Origin of the sequence: Enterobacter sp. 302C9, from assembly GCF_034106085.1 — a bacterium.
Taxonomy (GTDB): Bacteria; Pseudomonadota; Gammaproteobacteria; order Enterobacterales; family Enterobacteriaceae; genus Enterobacter; species Enterobacter asburiae_B.
The window spans coordinates 35,940-60,310 of record NZ_JAWNBW010000014.1; the positions used below are offsets into that span (position 1 = coordinate 35,940).

Below are 24,371 nucleotides of genomic sequence, written 5' to 3' on the forward strand. Positions count from 1 at the left end.
ATTCGTTCGATTTAAAGAACAAAGAGGTCGTTTTATGACGCAGCCAATCAGCGTAATCGCCAAAAGCCTGGTGCGAGAACGCCTGCGAACCGGGCTTTCACTGGCGGAAATCGCTCGCCGTGCCGGGATCGCAAAATCCACGCTTTCTCAGCTAGAGTCAGGCAACGGTAACCCGAGCCTCGAAACGCTGTGGTCGCTTTGCGTGGCGCTGGATATTCCTTTTGCCCGCCTGCTTGAACCACAGCAGCCTACCACTCAGGTGATCCGTCGTGGTGAAGGTACGAAGGTCGTTGCCGGACAGGCCAACTACGAGGCGATACTGCTGGCGGCATGTCCGCCTGGCGCGCGACGCGACGTATACCTCCTGCTTACCCAGCCGGGCGCAGACCGCATTTCCCAGCCGCATCCGCCGGGGTCCGTTGAACACATTATTGTGACGCAGGGGCGCGCGTTAGTGGGCCTGATCGACGCGGCCGAAGAACTCGGCCCGGGAGATTACATCTGTTATCCCGCCGATCTGCCACATATCTTTAAGGCGCTGGAGCCGGATACGCACGCGCTGCTGGTGGCGGAACAAAACTAACAGAGATACGGAAACTCATGTCGCTTAAAGCCATTGCTAAAGAACTGGGGCTGTCAGTCACCACCGTCAGCCGCGCCCTCAACGGATATGACGACGTCTCCGCCGAGACGCGCGCACGCGTGGAAGCGGAGGCTCAGCGCCGTGGTTACCGACCAAACACCTTTGCCCGCCGCCTGAAGATGGGCAAAATTGACGCCGTCGGGCTGGTGTTTCCCGTACATCCTGTTCCGCTCAATAACAGCGTATTTATGGACATGGTCGGCGAAATTAGCCATGAACTGGCGCGACATGAGATCGACTTATTGCTCATCGCCGACGACGATCTGGCGGATAAGCACAGCTATATGCGCATGGTGCAAAGCCGACGCGTCGACGCGCTGATCGTGGCGCACACGCTGGATCACGATCCCCGTCTTGAGCAGCTGCAGGCCGCCGGTTTTCCTTTCCTGGCGCTCGGGCGCAGCCACCTTCCGCAGCCGTACGCGTGGTTTGACTTCGACAACTACGCCGGTACGCATCAGGCTACCCGCTGGCTGATCGAGAAAGGCCATCAGCGTATCGCGCTACTTGGCGAAAGCAACAATCAGGCATTTATCACCCAGCGCCGTCAGGGTTATCTCGACGCCCTGCGGGAAGCCGGGCTTTCCAGCGAATGGCTGCGCGCCATGCCGCCTTCGCGCCGCGTCGGGTATGCCACCACCAAAGAACTGCTTGCCCTGCCGCAGCCGCCAACGGCCATCATCACCGACTGCAACACCCACGGCGACGGCGCGGCGATGGCGCTGGCGCAGCTGGGGCGTTTATCCGGCGACAACGCCGTCTCGCTGGTGGTCTATGATGGCCTGCCGCAGGACAGCATCGTTGATATTGAGGTGGCGTCGGTGATCCAGTCCACCCGCCAGGGCGTCGGGAAACAGATTGCCAATATGGTGCGTCAGCTGATTAACGGCGACGATATTGAACAGCTTCAGGTGCTCTGGCAGCCTGAATTCTCTCCGGGCCAGACGGCCTAAACCACTAAAATTCCAAACCCGATCACAGAACCGAAACGTTTTGGTTTGTATCCGAAACGTTTCGGATCAACACTCAGATCATCCCGATGACAGGAGATGTCTGATGCAAGATCCCGTTTTACGACTCGAAACCACGACGGTAGACGTGGTGATCAAAACCCATCCGTTCGCCGAAATTATCTACTGGGGGCCTCACCTTCAGCACTTTTCGCCGCAGGATGTTGCTACGCTCGAACGTCCCGTTGCCAACGGCAGGCTTGACGTCGACTCCCCGGTCACGCTGATGGCCGAGCTGGGGCATGGTCTGTTTGGTTCGCCTGGCATTGAGGGTCATCGCCAGGGGCTGGACGGTTCCCCGGTGTTCAAAACCACGCAGGTGCAGCAGGACGTAAACACCCTGACGATTACCGCCGAAGATGAGCATGCGGGCCTGCGCCTGACCAGCGAGCTGGTGCTGGATGCCAGCGGCGTGCTGGTGGTTCGTCACGGTTTAACGAACCTGAAAGCGATCCCCTGGCAGGTTGACCGTTTCGCCGTCACGCTGCCGGTGGCCGAGCGCGCGCAGGAGGTGATGGCCTTCCACGGACGCTGGATCAGAGAGTTTCAGCCGCACCGCGTAAAGCTTGAACACGACAGCTTCGTGATTGAAAACCGTCGGGGTAAAACCTCCCACGAGCACTTCCCGGCGCTGATTGCCGGTACGCCGTCGTTCAGCGAAATGCAGGGCGACGTCTGGGGCGTGCATCTGGGCTGGAGCGGTAATCACCGCCTGCGCGCGGAAGCGAAAACCGACGGTCGTCGCTATCTTCAGGCCGAAGCGCTCTACCTGCCGGGTGAAATGGCGGTTGAGGAGGGCGATACGCTCTGGACGCCGCGCCTGTATGCCAGCTACTCCACGCAGGGCCTGAACGGCATGAGCCAGCCGTTCCATCGCTACCTGCGCAACAACGTCATCCGCTTCCCGGAAAACAAACCGCGCCCGGTGCACCTCAATACCTGGGAAGGGATCTACTTCAACCACGATCCGGACTACATCAAGCGCATGGCCGACGAGGCTGCCGCGCTGGGCGTGGAGCGTTTCATCATCGATGACGGCTGGTTCAAAGGCCGCAATGACGACCATGCCGCGCTGGGCGACTGGTATCTGGACGAGAAAAAATACCCGAACGGCCTGACGCCGGTGATCGACCACGTCAAACGGCTCGGCATGGAGTTTGGCATCTGGGTTGAGCCGGAGATGATCAACCCGGATTCAGATTTGTACCGCGCGCATCCTGACTGGGTACTGGCGCTGCCGGGCTATCCCCGTGCGACCGGACGACACCAGCTGGTGCTCAATCTCAGCATCCCGGAGGCCTTTGATTACCTGGTGGAGCGCATGAGCTGGCTGCTGGGCGAGCATGCGGTCGACTACGTGAAGTGGGACATGAACCGCGAGCTGGTGCAGCCTGGACACAACGGTAAAGCCGCCGCCGACGCCCAGACCCGTCAGTTTTACCGCCTGCTGGACGTGCTGGGCGAGCGCTTCCCGCATATTGAGTTTGAATCCTGCTCCTCCGGCGGCGGGCGCATTGATTATGAGGTACTGACCCGCAGCCACCGCTTCTGGGCGTCCGACAACAACGACGCGCTGGAGCGCAGCACCATCCAGCGCGGCATGAGCTACTTCTTCCCGCCGGAGGTGATGGGTGCGCATATCGGTCATCATCAATGCCACGCCACCTTCCGCCAGCATAGCATCCAGTTTCGCGGGCTGACGGCTCTGTTTGGCCATATGGGGCTGGAGCTGGATCCGCTCACCGTGGACGCACAGGAGCGCGAAGGCTATCGCCATTACGCCGCGCTGCACAAGCAGTGGCGGGAGGTCATTCATCGCGGCACCCAGTGGCGAATTGATATGCCGGACGCCACCACGCTGGCGCAGGGTATTGTTAGCGAAGATAAGGCGCAGGGGCTGTTTATGGTCAGCCAGCTCGCGATGCCGGACTACAGCCTGATGATGCCGCTGCGCATGGCGGGGCTGGAGGCCAGCGCGCGGTACCGCGTCACGCTGCTCGATCACCCGAATATTCAGATTACGGGCGAGGGAGGGCACACCATGCGCAAGCTGCCGGCGTGGATGGAAACGCCGCAAACGGTGAGCGGCGAGTGGCTGATGCAGGCGGGCATTGCGCTGCCGATTCTGGATCCGGAAACCGCCATTCTGATTGGCGTTGAACGCGTGTAAGGGTGACGGGCCGGGCAGTCGGCCCTCCGTTGAGGATAAAAATAATGAACACAACAACCTGTACCTACAAAGACAACCCTAACTTCTGGATCTTTGGGCTGTTCTTCTTTCTCTACTTCTTCATCATGGCCACCTGCTTTCCGTTCCTGCCGATTTGGCTGTCGGACATCATCGGCCTGAATAAAACCCACACCGGGATTGTCTTCTCCTGCATCTCGCTGTCGGCTATCGCCTTCCAGCCAGTGCTGGGCGTAATTTCGGACAAGCTGGGGCTAAAAAAACACCTTCTGTGGATCATCGCGGTGCTGCTGTTTCTGTTCGCGCCGTTCTTCCTGTACGTCTTCGCGCCGCTGCTGAAAGCCAATATCTGGCTGGGCGCGCTGAGCGGCGGGCTGTATATCGGTTTTGTCTTCTCGGCCGGATCGGGGGCGATTGAAGCCTACATTGAGCGAGTGAGCCGCAACAGCTTCTTTGAGTACGGCAAGGCGCGGATGTTTGGCTGCCTCGGCTGGGGCTTGTGCGCCTCAACGGGCGGCATCCTGTTCGGCATCGATCCATCGTACGTTTTCTGGATGGGATCGGGAGCGGCATTGCTGCTGATGCTGCTGCTGGTGGTGGCGAAGCCAAAGCCCAACCAGACGGCGCAGGTCATGGATGCCCTGGGCGCGAACCAGCCGCAAATCACCGCCAAAACCGTGTTCAACCTGTTCCGCCAGCGCAGAATGTGGATGTTTATCCTCTATGTGATTGGCGTGGCCTGCGTGTATGACGTTTTCGACCAGCAGTTTGCCACCTTCTTTAAAACCTTCTTCGCCACGCCGCAGGAAGGAACCCGCGCCTTTGGTTTCGCAACGACTGCGGGGGAAATCTGTAACGCCATCATTATGTTCTGTTCGCCGTGGATCATTAACCGCATCGGCGCGAAGAACACGCTGCTGATCGCCGGGGTGATTATGGCGACGCGCATTATCGGCTCCTCGTTCGCCACCACCGCCGTGGAGGTGATTGCCCTCAAGATGCTGCACGCGCTGGAAGTCCCGTTCCTGCTGGTGGGCGCATTCAAGTACATCACCGGGGTATTTGATACCCGACTGTCAGCGACTATCTATCTGATCGGCTTCCAGTTCGCCAAGCAGTCGGCGGCCATTTTCCTCTCCGCTTTTGCCGGGAATATGTATGACCGGATCGGCTTCCAGGAGACGTATCTGATGCTGGGCTGTTTCGTGCTGGCGATTACGGTGGTGTCGGCGTTTACGCTGAGCAGCAGGCAGGAGATCGCCGCCGCCGCGGGGGCAGCAGCGTTAACACATCAGTCCAGGTAAAAGACCTCTTTCAGCTCGGTACTCACCGGGCTGTTATCCGGGTTCGACGGCATGACGTCGCCCATATGTTTCCACCAGCGCTGGCAGACGTCGGTATTCGCTACCGCGCTCCAGCGCTCCTCCGATTCAATCTCTACGGTCGCAAACAGCAGGCTGCGGGCCCTATCGAGATAAATGGCGTAGTGGTGTGCGCCGTGGTCTTTCAACACCTTTTCCAGCTCCGGCCAAATTGGATTGTGGCGGCGCGCGTACTCCTCGTGCGCGTCCGGGTTGACCTGCATCACAAAGGCTTTGCGGATCATAGTGCCTCCAGGTAAAGCTCGCGGACCTCATCACGGCTGGCGGCGCGCGGATTGCATGGCGCACACGGATCGGCGAGCGCTTTATCCAGCCAGCCTTCAATATCGGCTTTGGTCACGCCGAGCTGGCTAAAGCCCGCAGGGATGCCGACGCGAGCGCTCAGGTTGCGAATCGCCTGAATGGCGGACATGCTGGCGGCTTCATCGCTCATGCCGCGGGTATCGACGCCCATCGCCTGCGCCACGCGGGCAAAACGCGCGACCGCGTTCGGGCGGTTAAAGCTTTCGACGATCGGCAGCAGGATGGCGTTGCATACGCCGTGCGGCAGGTTGTGCGTCGCGCCCGGTTGGTGCGCCAGGGCATGCACAAGGCCGAGACCCGCACTGTTAAACGCCATGCCCGCCAGATACTGACCAAATGCCATCTGCTCGCGCGCCTTAAGGTTATGACCGTCTTCGACCGCTTCCGGCAGCCACAGGTTGATCAGGCGAATTGCTTCCAGCGCGTTGGCGTCGGTGAGCGGGTGCGCGCCAACGGATACGTAGGCTTCAATGGCATGGGTCAGGGCATCCATACCGGTTGCGGCGGTCACGGAGGCGGGAATATCGAGCATCACGCTGGCATCGTCTACGGCGATGTCCGGGATGATGTTCGGGTCGATAATCACCTCTTTCACCTGCCGCGCGGAGTCGATGATCACCGCATTGCTGGTCATCTCCGCCGCCGTGCCTGCGGTGGTGTTAATTGCCACCAGCGGCACGCCCGCATTTTTCACCTTGCCGACGCCGGAATAATCGGTTGACGGGCCGGGGTTGGCGGTGAGGATTTTAATCGCCTTGGCGGTGTCAATCGGGCTGCCGCCGCCAAAGGCAATCACGTAATCACACTCCGCGTCCCGGTAAGCCGAAATTCCTTTTTGCACAAGCGCTTCCGTCGGGTTCGGGAACACCTCATCGAACAGGTGATACGACATCTGATGGGCGTCCAGCGCGGTAAACAGGCTGTCGAGCAGGCCCAGCTTTACCAGCTGGCCGTCGGTGACAATCAGCGCTTTTCCCCACTGCTTGTTCGCAACCAGGTTGACCATATCGCCGATTGCGCCCGCGCCGTGAAGGCTGATTTTTGGAAGTGCCAACATAAAGCTCATGATAATTCTCCTTAACAATCAACGTTTTTCCTGCGAAGGCGTTATGCGTACAAATCCAGCGCGGATTGCAGGGGGCTCACGCCAAAGCGCTTGCCGAGGGCGATGAGTTCTTCCCGGGAAATGGTCTGCTTCATGCCGCCCATGGAGTACACCTTCACCAGCACTTCCGCTGATTTCTCGGCGGTGTCGATCAGGCCAAAGGTTTCATCCAGCGTTGGGCCGCTGCCGAACACGCCGTGGAACGGCCACAGCACCAGAGCATGTTTTTGCATATCGACGGCGGTTGCCTGGCCGATTTCGTCGGTACCCGGCACCATCCACGGCAGAATGCCCACGCCGTCCGGGAACACCACCAGACACTCGGTACTGCCTTCCCACAGCTTGCGGGTGATGAAGTCGGCGCTGTTTTCCAGCACGTAGGTCAGGGCGATCAGGTTGGTGGCGTGGCAGTGCATGATCACGCGGTCTTTGCCGTTCGTCGCCCTGATGCGCTCGCAGTGGGAGAGGAAGTGCGCCGGCAGTTCGGAGGTGGGCACCGCCTCGTCGGTCAGGCCCCACAGAATGTGGTAGCCCGCGCCGTCGCTGTCCACTTTCACCACGCCGAGGTTGGCCTCCGGGTCGAGCTGGACGTTACGGAAGAACTTGCCGGAACCGGTGACGATAAACGGCGTGTTGGCGAGCAGCGGCATCGGCTGGCTCAGCGCGATATAGCGCGGCTTCTGGTGGAAATCGGCCGCGAACGGTTCGATATCCGCGTCGTCCAGGCGCAGCGTCAGGTTGCCGCCGTTGCGCTCGTCCCAGCCTTTCAGCCAGGCGTCGGAGGTGGCTTTGATCATGCCCTGGACGAACCAGGAAGTGGTGATGGTCTGCATAGTCTTCATTTTCCAGTTATCGCGGTGAGGTTGAACCCTCACCCCCGGCCCTCTCCCACAGGGAGAGGGGGTAAAAGTTCCCTCTCCCTGTGGGAGAGGGTTAGGGTGAGGGCAAAATTACCCGCGCTGACTCAACACGTCTTTCTCGTATGCCCGCACGTTGTCCAGCCACTGGCTGCCCGCCGGGGCGTCGTTACGCTGGCAGTACATCTCCCACACCGCCTGCCACGGCAGGGATTTCTGCTCTTCCAGCAGCGCCAGACGCGCGGTGTAGTCGCCGTTAGCCTCCAGCTGTTTCAGCGCGGCGACAGGCTCCAGCAGCGCGCGCAGCAGGGCTTTCTTCATGTTGCGGGTGCCGATAACCCACGCTGCGATGCGGTTGATGGAAGCATCGAAGAAGTCGAGGCCGATGTGTACGCGGTCAAAGAGGTCGTGACGGATGATTTCGCTGGCAATCGCCTGGGTTTCGTCATCCAGCAGCACCACGTGATCGCTGTCCCAGCGCACCGGACGGCTGACGTGCAGCAGCAGGCGCGGCACGTAGAGCATGGCGGCGGAGATTTTGTCGGAGATCACCTCGGTTGGGTGGAAGTGGCCGGCATCCAGACACAGCGCGGTCTGGCGGCTGGTGGCGTAACCCATGTAGAACTCGTTCGAGCCCACGGTGTAGCTCTCGGCGCCAATGCCGAACAGCTTGCTCTCTACGGCGTCGATGTGGTGCGCCGGGTCCAGCTTCTCGCTGATGGCCTCATCCAGCGCGGCCAGCAGGCGCTGGCGCGGGGCCAGACGGTCGACGGTGATATCCTTCATGCCGTCCGGGATCCAGATGTTCATCACCGACGGCGTGCCGAGCTGCTCGCCGAAATAGGCCGAAACGCGGCGGCTGGCCTTCACGTGGTCGATCCAGAACTGGCGGATGTCGTCGTCCGCGTGGGCGAGGGTAAAACCGTCCGCGCTCAGCGGATGTGAGAAACAGGACGGATTAAAGTCCAGGCCCAGCCGGTTGGCTTTGGCCCACTCCACCCAGTTCTTAAAGTGTTCCGGTTTGATTTCATTGCGCGCCACCGGCTCGTCGGATTCGAGATAAATCGCATGCAGGTTCAGGCGTTTTGGCCCCGGGATCAGGCTCAGCGCCAGCTCCAGGTCGGCGCGCAGTTCGGTCGCGTTACGCGCTTTGCCCGGGTAGTTACCGGTGGCCTGAATACCACCCGTCAGGGAACCGCCTGGGTTCTCGAAACCGGCGACGTCATCGCCCTGCCAGCAGTGCATGGAGACGGGCAGACGGTCGAGCTGGCGCAGCGCCTCTTCGACATCCACGCCGACGGCGGCGAAACGCTGTTTAGCCAGGCCCCAGGCTTGTTCTAATTGAGTTGTCATGCGCAAAGCTCCTTAGTCAGTCGGTTTTGCTGAAACTGCGCCCGAAAGCGAGCAATTTCACGGCAGGGATTGGGGGTGAAGGTGGTCAGGCTGGCGTTAGCCGCCACCACAGAACGGAAGTCATCAACGCTGGAAAGTTCGTCCAGGGTCATCAGCTGAATGCCGATATTCCCGAGCGTGGAGGCCTCCACGGGACCCGCCACCACGGTGATGCCGCAGGCATCGGCGCAGAGCTGGTTCAGCAGCTGGTTCTGGCAGCCGCCGCCCACGATATGCAGCTGGCTGAACGGTTTTCCGCGAAGGCTCGCCAGCTCGCTGAGGATGTCGGCATACAGCAGGGCGAGGCTGTCAAAAATGCAGCGCGCCAGTTCGGAAGGGCTCGACGGCACCGGTTGCCCGCCCTCGACGCAGGCGGTCTGAATTTCGGCGCTCATGTGCGCCGGGTTGATAAAGCGGTCATCGTTCGGGTTGATCAGGAACGTGCAGGCCTTCAGCTTCTCCGTTTCGGCGATAAGCGCGGGCAGGTCGGTAATGTTCTGCTCTTTCAGCACCCGCTGGAGCAGCCACAGCCCCATGATGTTTTTCAGTACTCGGTAGCGCCCTTCGGCACCGCCTTCGTTGGTAATGTTTGCCGCCATCGCGGCATCGCTGGCGTACGGGGTTTTGCTCTCAAAGCCCATCAGCGACCAGGTGCCGGACGAGAGGTAAGCCGCGTCTTTGCTTGCAAGTGGGGACGCTATTACCGCGCTGGCGGTATCGTGGCTGGCGACGGCAACGACGGGGATTGCGTTCCCCTGGGGGCAAATCCAGTGACCGATCACGTTACCCGGGTGGGTGGGTGTGCCGAACCAGGAAGGCGACGCCCCCGTCCAGGCCAGCAGATGTTCATCCCAGCTATCCGAGTTGATATTGACCAGCTGCGTGGTGGTGGCGTTGGTATATTCCCAGTTCATGTTGCCGGTCAGGCGATAGCTCAGGTAGTCCGGGATCAGCAGCGCATGGGCCACGTCCGCGACCAGCTCCGGCTGTTGCTCGACCAAAGCACGCAGCTGATAAAGCGTGTTAAACGGCAGAAACTGAATGCCGCTGCGCCCGTAGATGTTGTCCTTGCCAAGCTGGGCGATAGCGTTCGCCATCAGGCCGTCGGTGCGGCTGTCGCGATAAGAAACCGGCAAGCCGACGCGCTCGCCATGGCTATCAAGCAGCACGTAGTCCACGCCCCAGGTATCAATGCCGATGCTGTCGATGCGAATGCCGTCGTTGCAGACGTTGTTCAGTCCGGTACGGATCTCCGCCTCCAGGGCATCGATATCCCAGGTATCAAAACCGTCCTGCTTTTGCAGGCAGTTGGCGAAACGGTGCATTTCGCGAAGCGAAAGCGCGTGCTGCTCACGGTCCCAGCTCGCGAGCATTACGCGGCCGCTGGATGCGCCTAAATCGACAGCCACACAATGGCGAAAAGTCATGGTCGGGTCCTTTCTTAAGTCATTAGCGGTGAGTGTAAAAAAGGGAAGAAAAAGTCACCTTCTCACCACTGACAGGCCAAATCTCGCGCTGGCAAGAAAGCAAAGGTGAATGTGAGGGCGTTCACAGTTTCCAGCAGTGACGGGATGCTCAGGCAGTGTGACGCTGGGCGCATTTCCCGATCTTTCCCCCTGTTTCTTGAAAAATGGACAGCTTTTGCGAGGTTTACTGCCAAAAATTGAAGGTGAGTGTGGGAGGCCTTAATTACTATTTTGAGAACATTTTTCATTGGTGGGGGCCGTTATGACCGTACTGCACTGCGTGGATTTTTTTCCTTCAGGAGGTTCGCCTGTCGCGATTGAGCCACGGCTTCCTCAGGCTGCGTTCCCGGAGCATCATCATGATTTTCACGAAATTGTGATTGTTGAGCGCGGGACGGGTATTCATGTTTTCAATGGCCAGCCTTATACCATCAGCGGCGGTACGGTGTGCTTCGTGCGCGACCACGACCGGCACCTGTATGAACATACCGACAACCTGTGTCTGACGAATGTGCTTTACCGTTCCCCGGACGCGTTCCAGTTTCTTTCGGGGCTGAGCCAGCTGTTGCCCCAGGAGCAAGACGGACACTATCCGTCGCACTGGCGGGTGAATCAGTCCATCCTGCAGCAGGTGCGTCAGCTGGTGAGCCAGATGGAGAAGAGCGAGGACGGGCAGGAGACGCGCGCCATTGCCACGCGCGAATTGCTGTTTATGCAGCTTCTGGTGCTGCTGCGCCGCAGCAGCCTGGTGGAAGGGCTGGAAGATAACAACGCGCGCCTGAACCATCTGATGGCCTGGCTGGAAGAACATTTTGCCGAGGATGTCTGCTGGGAAACGCTTGCGGATGATTTTTCCCTGTCGTTGCGTACCCTGCATCGCCAGCTTAAACAGCACACCGGACTGACGCCGCAACGCTACCTTAACCGTCTGCGCCTGATCAAAGCGCGTCATCTTTTACGTCATACCGACGATAGCGTCACTGATATTGCCTATTGCTGCGGTTTTGGCGACAGCAATCACTTTTCAACGCTATTTCGCCGGGAATTTAACTGGTCTCCGCGCGATATTCGCCAGGGAAAAGACGCGATGCTTCAGTAACGCGAGGGCAGTCACCGTTTTATTTCCGCAAAAAAGCTAATAGTGTCAGGTTATTCGGCGTAGAGGTCGTGGTGTGGCTGCTCAGTTAATTCTTCGCAAAGATGATTTTTTTGCCTCCGCGAGTCAGGCTGTCACGGTGGCCGATCGCTACCCGCAGGACGTCTTTGCCGAACATACCCACGAGTTTTGCGAGCTGGTGCTGGTTTGGCGCGGTAACGGCCTGCACATCCTCAACGACCGTCCCTACCGCATCACGCGCGGAGACCTGTTCTACATTCGCGCGGATGATAAACACTCCTACGCCTCGGTTAACGACCTGGTGCTGCAAAACGTTATTTACTGTCCGGACAGGCTCAAGCTTAACGTGGACTGGGCCGCGAGCATTCCGGGCTTTCTTGATGCTAAGGGTTCTCCGCACTGGCGCTTAAGCAGTAGCGGTATGGCTCAGGTACGGCAGGTTATTTCTCAACTGGAGCAGGAGAGCCAGAAGAACGACCCCGTTGCTAACCAGCTGGCGGAGTTGCTTTTCGCCCAGCTGGTGATGACGTTGAAGCGCCATCGTTACGCCACTGATAACCCCTCCGCCACAACGCAGGAAGCGCTGCTGGATAAGCTCATCACCCGGCTTGCGGGCAGCCTGAATAAAAACTTTGTACTGGAGAAATTCTGCGAGCAGGAACAGTGCAGCGAGCGCGCGTTGCGCCAGCATTTCCGCACCCTGACCGGGATGACGGTGAACCACTATCTGCGCCAGCTGCGCATCTGCCATGCACAATATCTCCTCCAGCATACGGAGTGGATGGTCAGTGATGTGGCGATGCGCTGCGGCTTTGAGGACAGTAACTACTTTTCAGTGGTGTTTAACCGCGAGGTGGGGATGACGCCGGTACAGTGGCGTCATCGCAGTCGAAAGGGGGCGTAATCAGTTTGCCATGCCGAGGCCGACGATATTGGCAGCGATAATAATCACCACGCAGCCGAGGCTCAGTACGCCAACCGGACGACGTCCGGCGTTCGTCCACTCTTTCAGCACCAGCCCAACCAGCCCGCCGCAAAGTACGTAGAAACTCATGTGCAGCATCCAGCTTATATAGTCGTATTGCGCCGGAATACTGGCGTGGCCCCAGGCGTAGAAGAAGAACTGCAAATACCACATCAGGCCGCCCAGAGCGGAGAGCAGCACGTTGGTGATGATGAGCGATGTTGCCAGCGAGAAATCGGTTTTTACCGACAGGTTTTTTACTTTTGCCAGACGAATGAAGCAGAAGCCCAGGTTAACCATCGCGCCGCCACCCATAATCACGACATAGCTTGGTAGCGCAACGTACAGCGGATCGACGCCCAGCGCGGCAGCCGCTTCGTGCATCGGTTTGGCGGCGTTCATGGCGAACGACATGCCGGCCGAGAAAATGCCGCACATCACCGCCAGCAGCAGACCTTTCTTCAGGTTAAAATCTTCAGCTTTAATGCCCATCTTGCGTTCTTTCAACTGCCCCGCACGCGTCACAATCCCTACGCCAATGACCGCCACCAGCACGCCCAGGAGCGTCATCCGCCCACCCTGAGTATTAATAAGCACGTCGAAGTTGCCGTTGAGAATTGGCGTCATCAGGGTACCGACGATCAGCGTGATGCCAATCGCGATACCAATCCCCATCGACATGCCGAGATAACGCATGGTGAGGCCATAGTTGATGTTGCCGACGCCCCACATCGCGCCGAACAGGAACACCGGCAGCAGGGTGGCGGCGCTGAAGGAGGAGAAGTAGCCCCAGAAATCGGGCAGCAGCATGGCGCTAATGGTCCAGGGCAAAATCAGCCAGGACACGATACCGCCAACGGACCACATGGTTTCCCATGACCAGCCTCTCACTTTTTTAAACGGAGCATAGAAACAGGCTGCACTGGCAGCGCCTATCAAATGCCAGAAGATACCCATCGTAATCGCATGATTCATTTTTACACCCTCATCGTTTTTATCGTCAGTGGCTTCCCACCGACTTGAGGAGTGTAAAAATTAGGCGGTTTGGGTACCTTCAGAAGGTTGCCGCAGATGTGTTCTGGATGGCAATCAGCACGTTAACCGCGTGAGCAGACTCACAATTTCTCGATTAATCGAAAAACGAATAACCTTATAAAAACTACGGCATTGATAATCATTTTCAATATCATTTAATTAACTATAATGAACCAACTGCTTACGCGGCATTAACAGCTGTGCCGCCCGACAATAATGGAGAGGATTATGAGTTATACACTGCCATCCCTGCCGTATGCCTACGACGCACTGGAACCGCATTTCGACAAGCAGACGATGGAAATCCATCACACTAAACACCACCAGACCTATGTGAACAACGCGAACGCCGCGCTGGAAAGCCTGCCAGAGTTCGCTAACCTGTCTGCTGAAGAGCTGATCACCAAGCTGGACCAGCTGCCAGCGGACAAGAAAACCGTTCTGCGTAACAACGCTGGCGGCCACGCTAACCACAGCCTGTTCTGGAAAGGCCTGAAAACCGGTACCACCCTGCAGGGCGACCTGAAAGCGGCTATCGAGCGCGACTTCGGTTCCGTTGACAACTTCAAAGCGGAATTCGAAAAAGCCGCTGCAACCCGTTTCGGCTCTGGCTGGGCGTGGCTGGTTCTGAAAGGCGACAAGCTGGCGGTGGTTTCTACTGCTAACCAGGACTCCCCGCTGATGGGTGAAGCGATTTCTGGCGCATCCGGCTTCCCAATCCTGGGTCTGGACGTGTGGGAACACGCTTACTACCTGAAATTCCAGAACCGTCGTCCGGACTACATCAAAGCCTTCTGGGACGTGGTGAACTGGGACGAAGCAGCAGCGCGTTTCGCCGCTAAAAAATAAGGTTGCATTGACGCCTGTGAGAAGCGAGTCTTATGACTCGCTTTTTTTGTATCTGCGTAATGGAGGCAGCAATGCATTACCCGGTGAACGTGTTTACAGGCAAGGTAAGGGAGTACGACGGCAGCCGCCCAAGTGCCATCGCCAAAATTCAGGTCGACGGTGAGTTGACGTTAACCGACCTCGGGCTTGCGGGTGACGAGCAGGCCGAAAAGAAAATCCACGGCGGGCCCGATCGCGCGCTGTGCCACTACCCGCGCGAACACTATCAGCACTGGAAAACCGAGTTTCCCGAGCAGGCGGACCTCTTTGTTGCTCCCGCGTTTGGCGAGAATCTCTCCACCGAAGGGCTCACCGAAAAGAACGTGTTTATCGGTGATATCTACCGCTGGGGCGATGCCCTGATTCAGGTGACGCAGCCACGCTCGCCGTGCTTCAAGCTCAACTACCACTTCGGTATTCAGGATATGTCGGCCCAGCTGCAAAAAGCGGGTAAAACCGGCTGGCTGTATCGCGTGGTGCTGGCTGGGCAGGTTTCAGCGGACGCGCCGCTTGAGCTGGCGTCGCGCCTGAGCGATGTGTCTGTTTATGACGCCTGCGCCATTGCCTGGCATATGCCGTTTGACGACGAACAGTATCACCGCCTGCTGTCGGCGGCGGGATTATCCATCAGCTGGACAAGAACGATGCAGAAGCGGCGTTTAAGCAGCAAGATCGAGGATAATTCGCGGAGATTGTGGGGGAAATAGTCCTCCGCAGAAAGTAGGCCGGGTAAGGCGAAGCCGCCACCCGGCACTAACAGCTACGAACGCTTATACAACGGCAGCCACAGCGTTAAACGTAGTCCACCCAGCGGGCTGTCGTCGGCTTTCACCCAGCCACGGTGCTGCTGCATGGCCGTTTCAACAATCGCCAGACCCAGTCCCGTGCCGCCCGATTCCCGGTCGCGCGCCTCATCGGTACGATAGAACGGACGGAAAATCTGCTCGCGGTCTTCCGGGCTCACGCCTGGGCCGTCATCATCGACAATGACGGTGATCCCGTCTTTATCCACCGAGAACGCCACCTCAATCTTCGTATGCGAGTAGCGCAGGGCGTTACGCACGATGTTCTCCAGCGCGCTTTCCAGCGTGTTGGGGTTACCGTACAGCGGCCACGGGCCCGGCGGGAAGTTGACGGTGAAAGATTTACCCATCTGTTCCGCTTCGAACGCCGCGTTGTCCAGCACCTCGTGCCAGAGGTGATTGGCTTTCACCGTTTCGCTAACCAGCGCGTTTTTCTGCTGATTGCGCGACATCACCAGCAGGTCGTTGATCATGCTGTCCAGGCGGTGCGCTTCCGTTTCAATACGCTCCAGCTCTTTGCTCTCACCGCTGCGGCGGCGCAGCAGCGCGGTGCCAAGCTGCAAGCGCGTAAGCGGGGTACGCAGCTCGTGCGAGATATCCGACAGCAGACGTTGCTGCGCGGTCATCATGCGGTCGAGCGCGCTCACCATCTGGTTAAAACTGGTTCCGGCGGCAAGGAACTCCTGCGGACCTGCTTCCAGTTCAGGGTGCTGTCGCAGGTTACCCTGCGCCACTTCATCGGCGGCATTCTTCAGCTTACGCGCCGGTTTTGCCAGGCTCCACGCCAGCCATAACAGCAGCGGCGAGCTGACCAGCATGGTGACAATCAGCAGCAGGAGAGGGCGGTCAAACAGCAGGTTGATAAAATCAGACTGGGAGTTACTCGCCGGACGGATCAGATAGAGCTGATAATTATCCTCTCCGTCCCTGACGGAGAAAGGCCCCACCATCTCTACGCGGCCATATTTCTTCTTCTGGGGATGATCGGCGTTATCCGCCTGGCCAATGAAGTTGCGGATAATCTGCATTTCATTGCGGTCGGCCCCAATGACGCGGCCTTCGCTGGTCACCAGCAGCAGGCGTTGTCCGGGCGGCGCCCACTTGTCGATAGCGCGAAACAGCCTGCGCCACCACATTAAATCGTTTGGCGGATCGTTTGCCAGCTCGGCTTCCACGTGCTGCTCGATCATCACGCCCTGACGTTGCTCGCTGTCGAGAAGCTCCGTCATCTGGCGTGAGTCGAGTTTTGGCAACATCAAAACGAGCATTAAAACCAGTGCCAGCGTCAGCCAGAAGATGGCGAAGATGCGGGCGGTTAAGCTTCCTATCATGAAGCGGAAACCATCAGATAACCGCGACCACGCAGGGTTTTAAACCATGGGTGACCGTCTTTACGCTCCGGCAGCTTACGGCGCAGGTTAGAGATGTGCATGTCGATGGCGCGGTCAAACGGGGTGAGGCGTTTGCCCAGCACTTCCTGGCTTAGATGTTCACGCGAAACCACCTGGCCGAGGTGCTGCGCCAGCAGATACAGCAGGGTGAACTCCGTGCCGGTCAGTTCCAGCGTCTGGCCATCAAAGCTTGCTTCCTGACGGCCCGGGTTGAGGCTCAGGGAGTCGACTTCAAGAGTAGGTGAGCTGTTGTCGGTATTTTGCTGCTGCTCGCTCCAGTGGGAACGACGCAGGATAGCGCGAATACGGGCAACCAGTTCACGGTCGTTAAACGGCTTCGGTAAATAGTCATCCGCGCCCAGCTCAAGGCCGAGTACGCGGTCAAGTTCGCTGCCGCGCGCGGTCAGCATAATAACGGGAGTCTGGTGTGTCTGGCGAAGCTCTTTCAACGTATCAATACCGTTTTTCTTCGGCATCATCACGTCGAGCAAAAGTAAATCGATGCTGTCGTCAAGGAGACTCAGCGCCTGCTCGCCATCATGGGCAACCAGGACGTTGAAACCTTCCATGTCGAGCAACTCCTTTAAAAGGGATGTGAGCTCTCGGTCATCATCAACTAACAGGATTTTATTCATTGTTTAAATACCTCCGAGGCAGAAATTACGACATCAAGGCTGTCTAATCCATGACTTTACGTTGTTTTACACCCCCTGACGCATGTTTGCAGCCTGAATCGTAGACTGTCTCTCGTTGAATCGCGACACGAAAGATTTTGGGAGCAAGTGATGCGCAAAGTTACCGCTGCCGTCATGGCCTCAACGCTGGCGTTCAGTGCGTTTAGCCAGGCTGCTGAAGCTATCATCAGCGATAACAGTCCCTTACAAGAGGGCGCAACGCAGAACAGCAGCCAAAGCCATATGTTTGACGGCATAAGTTTAACCGAACATCAGCGTCAACAGATGCGAGATCTGATGCAGAGGGCACGACACGACCAGCCCCCTGTTAATGTTAGCGAAATGGAGACAATGCATCGCCTTGTCACCGCAGAAAATTTTGACGAAAGCGCTGTACGCGCTCAGGCCGAAAAAATGGCACAGGAACAGGTTGCCCGCCAGGTAGAGATGGCGAAGGTCCGCAACCAGATGTTCCATCTGCTAACGCCCGAGCAGCAAGCGGTTTTGAATGCCAGACATCAGCAGCGAATGGACCAGCTGCGCGAGGTTGCACGGATGCAGCGAAGCTCAGAAACGACGTTTTTCAGTAGCAATAGCAGTACCCGTAGTAACCAGTAAACCCTGTTTTCCTTGCCATAGACACCATCCCTGTCTTCCCCCACATGATGTGGGGGTTTTTTTTGCCCCGCATCCGTGTTGTTAACCGTTTATTCATCCTTAGACTCCCCATGCTTCCGTTATACTAGCGGCATGACATGACAGGAGCGTTTATGAATCAATCCTATGGAAGACTGGTAAGCCGGGCCGCCATTGCGGCGACCGTCATGGCCTCCAGCCTGTTACTGATTAAAATCTTTGCCTGGTGGTATACCGGCTCGGTCAGTATTCTGGCGGCGCTCGTGGACTCGCTGATGGACATTGCCGCCTCGTTGACCAACCTGCTGGTGGTGCGTTACTCGCTGCAGCCAGCGGATGAAGAGCACACATTTGGGCACGGTAAAGCGGAGTCGCTGGCCGCGCTGGCGCAAAGTATGTTCATTTCCGGCTCTGCGCTGTTCCTGTTTTTAACCGGCATTCAGCATCTCGTTTCGCCGACACCGATGAACGATCCCGGCGTGGGCGTAGTTGTGACGATCGTTGCGCTTATATGCACACTTGTTCTGGTAACGTTCCAGCGCTGGGTTGTTCGCAAAACGCAAAGTCAGGCTGTACGGGCGGATATGCTTCATTATCAATCTGATGTTATGATGAATGGGGCTATTCTTATTGCGCTCGGTCTGGCCTGGTATGGCTGGCATCGCGCCGATGCGTTATTTGCGTTAGGGATTGGTATCTATATTTTATATAGCGCCCTGCGGATGGGGTATGAAGCGGTGCAATCACTGCTTGACCGCGCCCTCCCGGACTCAGAACGTAATGAAATTTTTTCTATCGTGACCTCCTGGCCCGGCGTCAGCGGTGCACACGATCTTCGAACGCGGCAGTCAGGGCCGACCCGCTTTATTCAGATTCATATTGAAATGGAAGACAACCTGCCACTGGTTCAGGCTCACGTTATTGCTGAGCAGGTCGAGCAGGCGATTTTGCAGCGTTTTCCTGGTTCAGACGTCATCATTCACCAGGATCCCTGCTCGGTTGTACCCGGTCATGTTGGGCTTTCGTAATTCGTTGTAAAAAAGTGAGCCAGGCCAGCATTTTGTGTATAAATTACCGCCGTTTGGTCTGACCTGAATCAATTCAGCTGGAAGGGATTGATATACTATTTGCAGTATTCGTTGGTCGATAAGTTTCTTCCGGCAACAGATTTCAATTTTGCATTCCTAAGTTCAGAGGTAGTCATGATTAAGAAAATCGGTGTGTTGACAAGCGGCGGTGATGCGCCGGGCATGAACGCGGCAATTCGTGGTGTTGTCCGTGCAGCGCTGACGGAAGGCCTGGAAGTTTTTGGCGTTTATGACGGTTATCTGGGCCTGTATGAAGATCGTATGGTTCAGCTCGACCGTTACAGCGTGTCTGACATGATCAACCGTGGCGGTACTTTCCTCGGTTCCGCGCGCTTCCCGGAATTCCGTGATGAACACGTTCGTGAAGTGGCTATCGAAAACATGAAGAAACGCGGCCTGGACGCCCTGGTGGTTATCGGTGGTGACGGCTCCTACATGGGTGCAAAACGTCTGACCGAAATGGGCTTCCCGTGCATCGGTCTGCCGGGCACCATCGACAACGACATCAAAGGTACTGACTACACTATCGGCTTCTTTACTGCACTGGGTACCGTTGTTGAAGCGATTGACCGTCTGCGTGACACCTCTTCTTCTCACCAGCGTATCTCTATCGTTGAAGTGATGGGCCGTTACTGCGGCGACCTGACGCTGGCGGCAGCCATTGCGGGCGGTTGCGAATTTATCGTCGTGCCGGAAGTCGAATTTAGCCGTGAAGATCTGGTGGCTGAAATCAAAGCGGGCATCGCGAAAGGTAAAAAACACGCGATCGTGGCTATCACCGAGCACATCTGTGACGTTGACGAGCTGGCGAAGTACATCGAAGCCGAAACCAAACGCGAAACCCGCGCGACCGTACTGGGTCACATCCAGCGCGGCGGTTCCCCAGGCCCTTACGACCGTATTCTGGCGTCCCGTATGGGCGCGTACGCTATCGATCTGCTGCTGCAGGGTCACGGCGGCCGCTGCGTCGGTATTCAGAACGAAAAACTGGTTCACCACGACATCATCGACGCGATTGAAAACATGAAGCGTCCGTTCAAAGGTGACTGGCTGGACTGCGCGAAAAAACTGTACTGATCGGTTCTGTTGCCCGGTGGCGCTGCGCTTACCGGGCCTACAAAAGCACGACTCGTAGGCCGGGTAAGGCGTAGCCGCCACCCGGCTTTTTTATGCGCGCACGCTTTTTTTATTCCACTACGTTATAGCCAATCTTTTTTTATTCTTTAATCCTCGATTCGCTTTCTGGCACGCTGCATTCATCAAAACACTACACAAGAGAGCTGGGCGATGAATAAATGGGGCGTGGGTTTAACATTATTGCTGGCATCGACCAGCGTTCTGGCTAAGGATATCCAGTTACTGAACGTGTCATACGACCCGACGCGTGAACTGTACGAGCAATACAACAAAGCGTTTGCGGCACACTGGAAACAGGAAACCGGCGACAACGTGGTGGTTCGTCAGTCGCATGGCGGCTCCGGCAAGCAGGCGACGTCCGTGATAAACGGTATTGAAGCCGACGTGGTGACCCTGGCGCTGGCCTACGATGTCGACGCGATCGCCGAGCGCGGCCGCATCGACAAAAACTGGATCAAACGCCTGCCGGATAACTCCGCACCCTACACCTCGACCATCGTCTTCCTGGTGCGTAAAGGAAACCCGAAACAAATTAAAGACTGGAACGACCTGATCAAACCGGGCGTTTCTGTGATTACCCCGAACCCGAAAAGCTCCGGCGGCGCTCGCTGGAACTACCTGGGCGCGTGGGGCTATGCACTGCATCACAACAATGGCGACCAGGCCAAAGCGCAGGAATTCGTGAAGGCGCTGTATAAAAACGTTGAGGTGCTGGACTCCGGCGCGCGTGGCGCCACCAACACCTTCGTCGAGCGCGGGATTGGCGACGTGCTGATCGCATGGGAAAACGAAGCCCTGCTGGCCACCCACGAGCTGGGCAAAGACAAATTTGAGATCGTGACCCCGAGCGAATCGATTCTGGCTGAACCTACCGTCTCTGTAGTCGATAAAGTGGTTGAGAAAAAAGATACCAAAGCGGTGGCGGAAGCCTACCTGAAGTATCTGTACTCGCCAGAAGGCCAGGAAATTGCGGCGAAAAACTTCTATCGTCCACGCGATGCGGCGGTCGCCAAGAAATACGAAGGGGAGTTCCCAAAACTGAAGCTATTCACTATTGACGATGTGTTCGGCGGCTGGACCAAAGCGCAGAAAGAGCACTTCTCTAATGGCGGTACCTTCGATCAAATAAGCCAGCGCTAACCATAGCCTGTGACACGGTGACCCGGCGTGAGAAATCCGCCGGGTTTTTTATTTGGTCATCATTTTGCGTTACTCTTTTGCCTCTACTGAAAACAGGGAACGCGTTGTGAAAAAAATTATCTTATTGCTCCTCATTGTCATCGCCCTTGCCGCTGGCGGCGTGTACTGGATGAAGGCGGGTAATCCGAATGCGTTGCGACATATCGTTCTCGACCAGTGCGTGCCGAATCAGATCCAGAACCGTAACCCTGCACCCTGTGCGCAGGTGAAAACGGATGCAGGCTATGTGGTATTTAAAGATCGCAACGGGCCGCTGCAATACCTGCTGATGCCGACATATCGCATCAACGGCACCGAGAGCCCGCTGCTGACCGAAGCTCATACGCCGAACTTTTTCTGGCTGGCGTGGCAGTCGCGCAGCTTTATGACCCTGAAGCATGGATCCGAGGTGCCTGACAGCGCCATTTCGCTGACGATTAACTCGCCGACTGGCCGCACGCAGAACCATTTTCATATTCATATCTCCTGCCTGCGCCCGGACGTGCGCGAGAAGCTCAACGCGGCACAGGGAGAAATCAGCACCCAGTGGCTGCCTCTTCCCGGGGGGCTGGAAGGACATGAATATCTTGCTCGTCGCGTAACGGAGAATGAACTGGTCCAGCGCAGCCCGTTTATGATGCTGGCGGAAGAGCTGCCGGAAGCGCGCGACCATATGGGGCGTTTCGCGCTGGCAATGGCGCAGCAGTCGGACGGCTCTTTTGTTTTGCTTGCGACCGAGCGTAACCTGCTCACGTTTAACCGCGCGTCTGCGGAGGAACTGCAGGATCATCAATGCACTATCCTGAAGTAACCCCACCATAAATCGCGTTTACTCGGGCTGCCTGTCACCGTAGACTTGCTGAAAAATTCTACAGGAGACAGGTATGTCGCTCTGGTTAACGTATCCTCTGCTGCTGCCCTCACTGATCGTTGGCGTCACCATCGTGCTGTGGGCGACGTCGCTATTGCCGGAATTTATCACCGCGCTGCTGTTCTTCACGGCGGCGATGACCGCCAGAATCGCCCCGCCGGAGGTCATCTTCGGTGGTTTTGCCTCGTCTGCTTTCTGGCTGGTATTCAGCGGCTTTGTGCTCGGCGTGGCGATCCGTAAAACCGGACTGGCGGACAGGGCCGCTCGGGCGCTGTCGGCAAAGCTCACCGACTCCTGGGTGTTGATGGTGGCGAGCGTGGTGCTGCTGAGTTACGCGCTGGCGTTTGTGATGCCGTCGAACATGGGACGTATTGCGCTGCTGATGCCGATTGTCGCGGCGATGGCAAAACGCGCCGGTATCGCCGACGGCTCCCGCGCCTGGTTCGGACTGGCGCTGGCGGTGGGGTTCGGAACTTTCCAGCTTTCGGCAACGATCCTGCCTGCTAACGTCCCTAACCTGGTGATGAGCGGTGCGGCGGAAGGCTCGTACGGCATCCATCTGAACTATGTCCCGTATCTGCTGCTGCACACGCCGGTGCTCGGTATTCTCAAAGGCCTGATCCTGATTGGCCTCATCTGCTGGCTATTTCCCGGCAGCCCAAAACCGCCGAAGGAACAGGCGCCGTCAGAGCCTATGGGGCGGGATGAAAAGCGTCTTGCCTGGCTGCTGGCGGTGGTGCTGGGGATGTGGGTCACGGAGAGCTGGCACGGCGTGGGGCCCGCGTGGACGGGGCTGGCGGCGTCGGTCATCGTTATGCTGCCGCGCATTGGGTTCATTACCGGGGAAGAGTTTTCTGCGGGGGTGAATATGCGTACCTGTATTTACGTCGCGGGCATTCTTGGGCTTGCGATCGTGGTGACGCAAACCGGTATCGGAACGGCCGTGGGCGAGGCATTGCTTCGCATTATGCCGCTGGATGCAGACAGACCGTTCACCAGCTTCCTGGCGCTTACCGGTATTACCACGGCGCTCAACTTCATTATGACCGCCAACGGCGTGCCGGCGCTTTACACCACGCTGGCGCAGAGCTTCTCGGACGCGACCGGTTTTCCGCTGCTGTCGGTGATCATGATTCAGGTATTGGGCTATTCCACGCCGCTGCTGCCGTATCAGGCGTCGCCGATTGTGGTGGCAATGGGGCTCGGGAAGGTGCCTGCAAGGGCGGGGATGGTGCTCTGTCTGGCGCTGGCTATCGCAACGTATCTGGTACTGCTGCCGCTGGATTATCTGTGGTTTAGTTTGCTGGGGAAAGTGTAGTTCGGTGCGAGCGGTTTCCCCTCACCCCAACCCTCTCCCAAAGGGAGAGGGAGGAGAAGAGCGGCGGGTAAGCGCAAGCGCCACCCGCCACAAAGGCAATTACGCCTGTTTAGCCGCTTCAGCTGCCTTAACGATCACCGCGAAAGCGTCAGCTTTCAGGGATGCACCGCCAACCAGCGCGCCATCGATGTCTGGCTGGGTGAACAGCTCAGCAGCGTTGGAAGCATTTACGGAACCGCCGTACTGAATAATCACTTGCTCAGCGATCTTCGCGTCGGCTTTAGCAATGTGGTCACGAATGAATTTGTGAACCGCCTGAGCCTGCGCAGGGGTTGCAGATTTGCCGGTACCGATCGCCCAGACTGGCTCGTACGCGATTACTGCGCCTTCGAACGCTGCCGCGCCCTGGGTTTTCAGCACTGCGTCGATCTGACGTGCGCACACTTCTTCGGTTTTGCCCGCTTCGTTTTCCGCTTCGGTTTCACCGATGCACAGAACCGGGATCAGGCCCTGCTCTTTCAGCACGGCGAATTTCTTCGCGATGAACTCGTCGGATTCTTTGTGATAGGTGCGACGCTCGGAGTGGCCGATGATGATGTATTTCGCGCCGATATCTTTCAGCATTTCAGCGGAGGTTTCACCGGTGAACGCGCCAGACAGGTTAACGTCAACGTTCTGCGCGCCCAGAATGATGTGGCTGCCGTCAGCGGCGTGTTTAGCCAGATCCAGGTACATATCCGGCGGAGCGATAGCAACCGCGCAGCCCGTCACGCCAGCCAGCTCTTTACGCAGGTTCGCAACCAGTTCGTTTACCATATGGCGGCTGCCGTTCAGTTTCCAGTTACCCATCACTAAAGGATGTCGCATTTCAATTCTCCACGCTAAATAAGCGAATTAAGGAATATGGCCACCCTGTCGGGCAGC

The 24,371-nt window shown here is 57.6% G+C and carries 23 protein-coding genes; 14 read left to right on the plus strand and 9 right to left on the minus strand.

The genetic code is table 11. From position 1 onward, the window contains the following. Nucleotides 1–34: 34 nt before the first annotated feature. From UR289_RS19640 to UR289_RS19655, 4 genes are all read left to right on the plus strand, one after another. On the plus strand, nt 35–583 hold the full coding sequence (locus tag UR289_RS19640; protein ID WP_033146956.1) for a helix-turn-helix domain-containing protein: 549 nt from the start codon (nt 35–37) through the stop codon (nt 581–583). Nucleotides 584–600: 17 nt separating this feature from the next. Next, nucleotides 601–1,596: a LacI family DNA-binding transcriptional regulator gene (locus UR289_RS19645; RefSeq protein WP_033146955.1), complete on the plus strand. Its 996-nt coding sequence runs from the start codon at nt 601–603 to the stop codon at nt 1,594–1,596. Between the two features lie 103 nt (nt 1,597–1,699). After that, nucleotides 1,700–3,823: an alpha-galactosidase gene (locus UR289_RS19650; RefSeq protein ID WP_320711368.1), complete on the plus strand. Its 2,124-nt coding sequence runs from the start codon at nt 1,700–1,702 to the stop codon at nt 3,821–3,823. A 44-nt stretch (nt 3,824–3,867) separates the two neighbouring features. After that, the gene (locus UR289_RS19655) at nt 3,868–5,145 is read left to right on the plus strand and encodes an MFS transporter (protein ID WP_236902874.1); all 1,278 of its coding nucleotides are present in this window, start codon (nt 3,868–3,870) and stop codon (nt 5,143–5,145) included. Here the strand turns inward: UR289_RS19655 and rhaM are convergent. The 5 genes from rhaM to rhaB all read right to left on the minus strand — a co-directional run bounded on the left by rhaM (nt 5,133) and on the right by rhaB (nt 10,307). Then, nucleotides 5,133–5,447 carry an L-rhamnose mutarotase gene (rhaM, locus tag UR289_RS19660; protein WP_045888508.1) on the minus strand — a complete coding sequence of 105 codons (315 nt, stop codon included), beginning with the start codon at nt 5,445–5,447 and terminating at the stop codon, nt 5,133–5,135. The genes UR289_RS19655 and rhaM overlap by 13 nt on opposite strands. Next, nucleotides 5,444–6,592 (minus strand): lactaldehyde reductase, encoded by a 1,149-nt coding sequence (gene fucO / locus UR289_RS19665; RefSeq protein WP_320711370.1) that lies wholly within the window; start codon nt 6,590–6,592, stop codon nt 5,444–5,446. Before fucO ends, rhaM begins: the two co-directional genes overlap by 4 nt. 41 nt (nt 6,593–6,633) lie before the next feature. Then, the gene (gene rhaD, locus UR289_RS19670) at nt 6,634–7,464 is read right to left on the minus strand and encodes a rhamnulose-1-phosphate aldolase (protein ID WP_047059155.1); all 831 of its coding nucleotides are present in this window, start codon (nt 7,462–7,464) and stop codon (nt 6,634–6,636) included. 117 nt (nt 7,465–7,581) lie between these two features. Then, nucleotides 7,582–8,841 carry an L-rhamnose isomerase gene (gene rhaA, locus UR289_RS19675; RefSeq protein ID WP_045888511.1) on the minus strand — a complete coding sequence of 420 codons (1,260 nt, stop codon included), beginning with the start codon at nt 8,839–8,841 and terminating at the stop codon, nt 7,582–7,584. After that, complete coding sequence (gene rhaB / locus UR289_RS19680) at nt 8,838–10,307, minus strand: rhamnulokinase (protein WP_320711372.1); 1,470 nt, start codon at nt 10,305–10,307, stop codon at nt 8,838–8,840. The genes rhaA and rhaB overlap by 4 nt, the downstream gene beginning before the upstream one ends. 301 nt (nt 10,308–10,608) lie before the next feature. Between rhaB and rhaS the strand changes: the two genes are divergently transcribed. Both rhaS and rhaR read left to right on the plus strand, forming a co-directional pair. After that, on the plus strand, nt 10,609–11,445 hold the full coding sequence (gene rhaS, locus UR289_RS19685) for an HTH-type transcriptional activator RhaS (RefSeq protein ID WP_320711373.1): 837 nt from the start codon (nt 10,609–10,611) through the stop codon (nt 11,443–11,445). A gap of 73 nt (nt 11,446–11,518) precedes the next feature. Next, on the plus strand, nt 11,519–12,367 hold the full coding sequence (gene rhaR, locus UR289_RS19690) for an HTH-type transcriptional activator RhaR (RefSeq protein WP_033146946.1): 849 nt from the start codon (nt 11,519–11,521) through the stop codon (nt 12,365–12,367). Here the strand turns inward: rhaR and rhaT are convergent, their stop codons facing one another. Next, nucleotides 12,368–13,402, minus strand: a complete 1,035-nt coding sequence (gene rhaT / locus UR289_RS19695; protein WP_039264206.1) for an L-rhamnose/proton symporter RhaT — start codon at nt 13,400–13,402, stop codon at nt 12,368–12,370. Nucleotides 13,403–13,690: 288 nt separating this feature from the next. On the opposite strand from rhaT, the gene sodA reads away from it, so the two are divergent. Both sodA and yiiM read left to right on the plus strand, forming a co-directional pair. Beyond that, nucleotides 13,691–14,311, plus strand: coding sequence for a superoxide dismutase [Mn] (gene sodA, locus UR289_RS19700; protein ID WP_004203668.1), 621 nt, complete (start codon nt 13,691–13,693; stop codon nt 14,309–14,311). 71 nt (nt 14,312–14,382) lie between these two features. Further along, complete coding sequence (yiiM, locus tag UR289_RS19705) at nt 14,383–15,057, plus strand: 6-hydroxyaminopurine reductase (RefSeq protein ID WP_047059165.1); 675 nt, start codon at nt 14,383–14,385, stop codon at nt 15,055–15,057. A 53-nt stretch (nt 15,058–15,110) separates the two neighbouring features. Here yiiM and cpxA read toward each other — a convergent pair whose 3' ends face one another. Together cpxA and cpxR are read right to left on the minus strand one after the other, a co-directional pair. Beyond that, the gene (cpxA, locus tag UR289_RS19710; RefSeq protein ID WP_023309731.1) at nt 15,111–16,484 is read right to left on the minus strand and encodes an envelope stress sensor histidine kinase CpxA; all 1,374 of its coding nucleotides are present in this window, start codon (nt 16,482–16,484) and stop codon (nt 15,111–15,113) included. Beyond that, on the minus strand, nt 16,481–17,179 hold the full coding sequence (gene cpxR / locus UR289_RS19715) for an envelope stress response regulator transcription factor CpxR (RefSeq protein WP_006179159.1): 699 nt from the start codon (nt 17,177–17,179) through the stop codon (nt 16,481–16,483). Before cpxR ends, cpxA begins: the two co-directional genes overlap by 4 nt. A gap of 150 nt (nt 17,180–17,329) precedes the next feature. Here cpxR and cpxP point away from each other — a divergent pair, with 150 nt between their 5' ends. The 6 genes from cpxP (at nt 17,330) to UR289_RS19745 (ending at nt 23,447) form a co-directional block, all read left to right on the plus strand. Further along, complete coding sequence (gene cpxP, locus UR289_RS19720; protein WP_032662714.1) at nt 17,330–17,836, plus strand: cell-envelope stress modulator CpxP; 507 nt, start codon at nt 17,330–17,332, stop codon at nt 17,834–17,836. 152 nt (nt 17,837–17,988) lie between these two features. Further along, nucleotides 17,989–18,882 (plus strand): CDF family cation-efflux transporter FieF, encoded by an 894-nt coding sequence (gene fieF / locus UR289_RS19725; RefSeq protein WP_023309697.1) that lies wholly within the window; start codon nt 17,989–17,991, stop codon nt 18,880–18,882. Between the two features lie 174 nt (nt 18,883–19,056). After that, nucleotides 19,057–20,019: a 6-phosphofructokinase gene (pfkA, locus tag UR289_RS19730; protein WP_023309696.1), complete on the plus strand. Its 963-nt coding sequence runs from the start codon at nt 19,057–19,059 to the stop codon at nt 20,017–20,019. Between the two features lie 210 nt (nt 20,020–20,229). Continuing rightward, nucleotides 20,230–21,219, plus strand: coding sequence for a sulfate ABC transporter substrate-binding protein (locus UR289_RS19735; RefSeq protein WP_023309695.1), 990 nt, complete (start codon nt 20,230–20,232; stop codon nt 21,217–21,219). A 106-nt stretch (nt 21,220–21,325) separates the two neighbouring features. Beyond that, entirely contained in the window at nt 21,326–22,069 is a 744-nt protein-coding gene (locus UR289_RS19740) for a CDP-diacylglycerol diphosphatase (protein WP_069303926.1), read from the plus strand. Between the two features lie 73 nt (nt 22,070–22,142). Continuing rightward, a complete protein-coding gene (locus UR289_RS19745; protein WP_211438796.1) occupies nt 22,143–23,447 on the plus strand; it encodes an SLC13 family permease in 1,305 nt (434 codons plus the stop codon). A 99-nt stretch (nt 23,448–23,546) separates the two neighbouring features. Here UR289_RS19745 and tpiA read toward each other — a convergent pair whose 3' ends face one another. Continuing rightward, nucleotides 23,547–24,314 carry a triose-phosphate isomerase gene (gene tpiA, locus UR289_RS19750; RefSeq protein WP_033146941.1) on the minus strand — a complete coding sequence of 256 codons (768 nt, stop codon included), beginning with the start codon at nt 24,312–24,314 and terminating at the stop codon, nt 23,547–23,549. Nucleotides 24,315–24,371 lie beyond the last annotated feature (57 nt).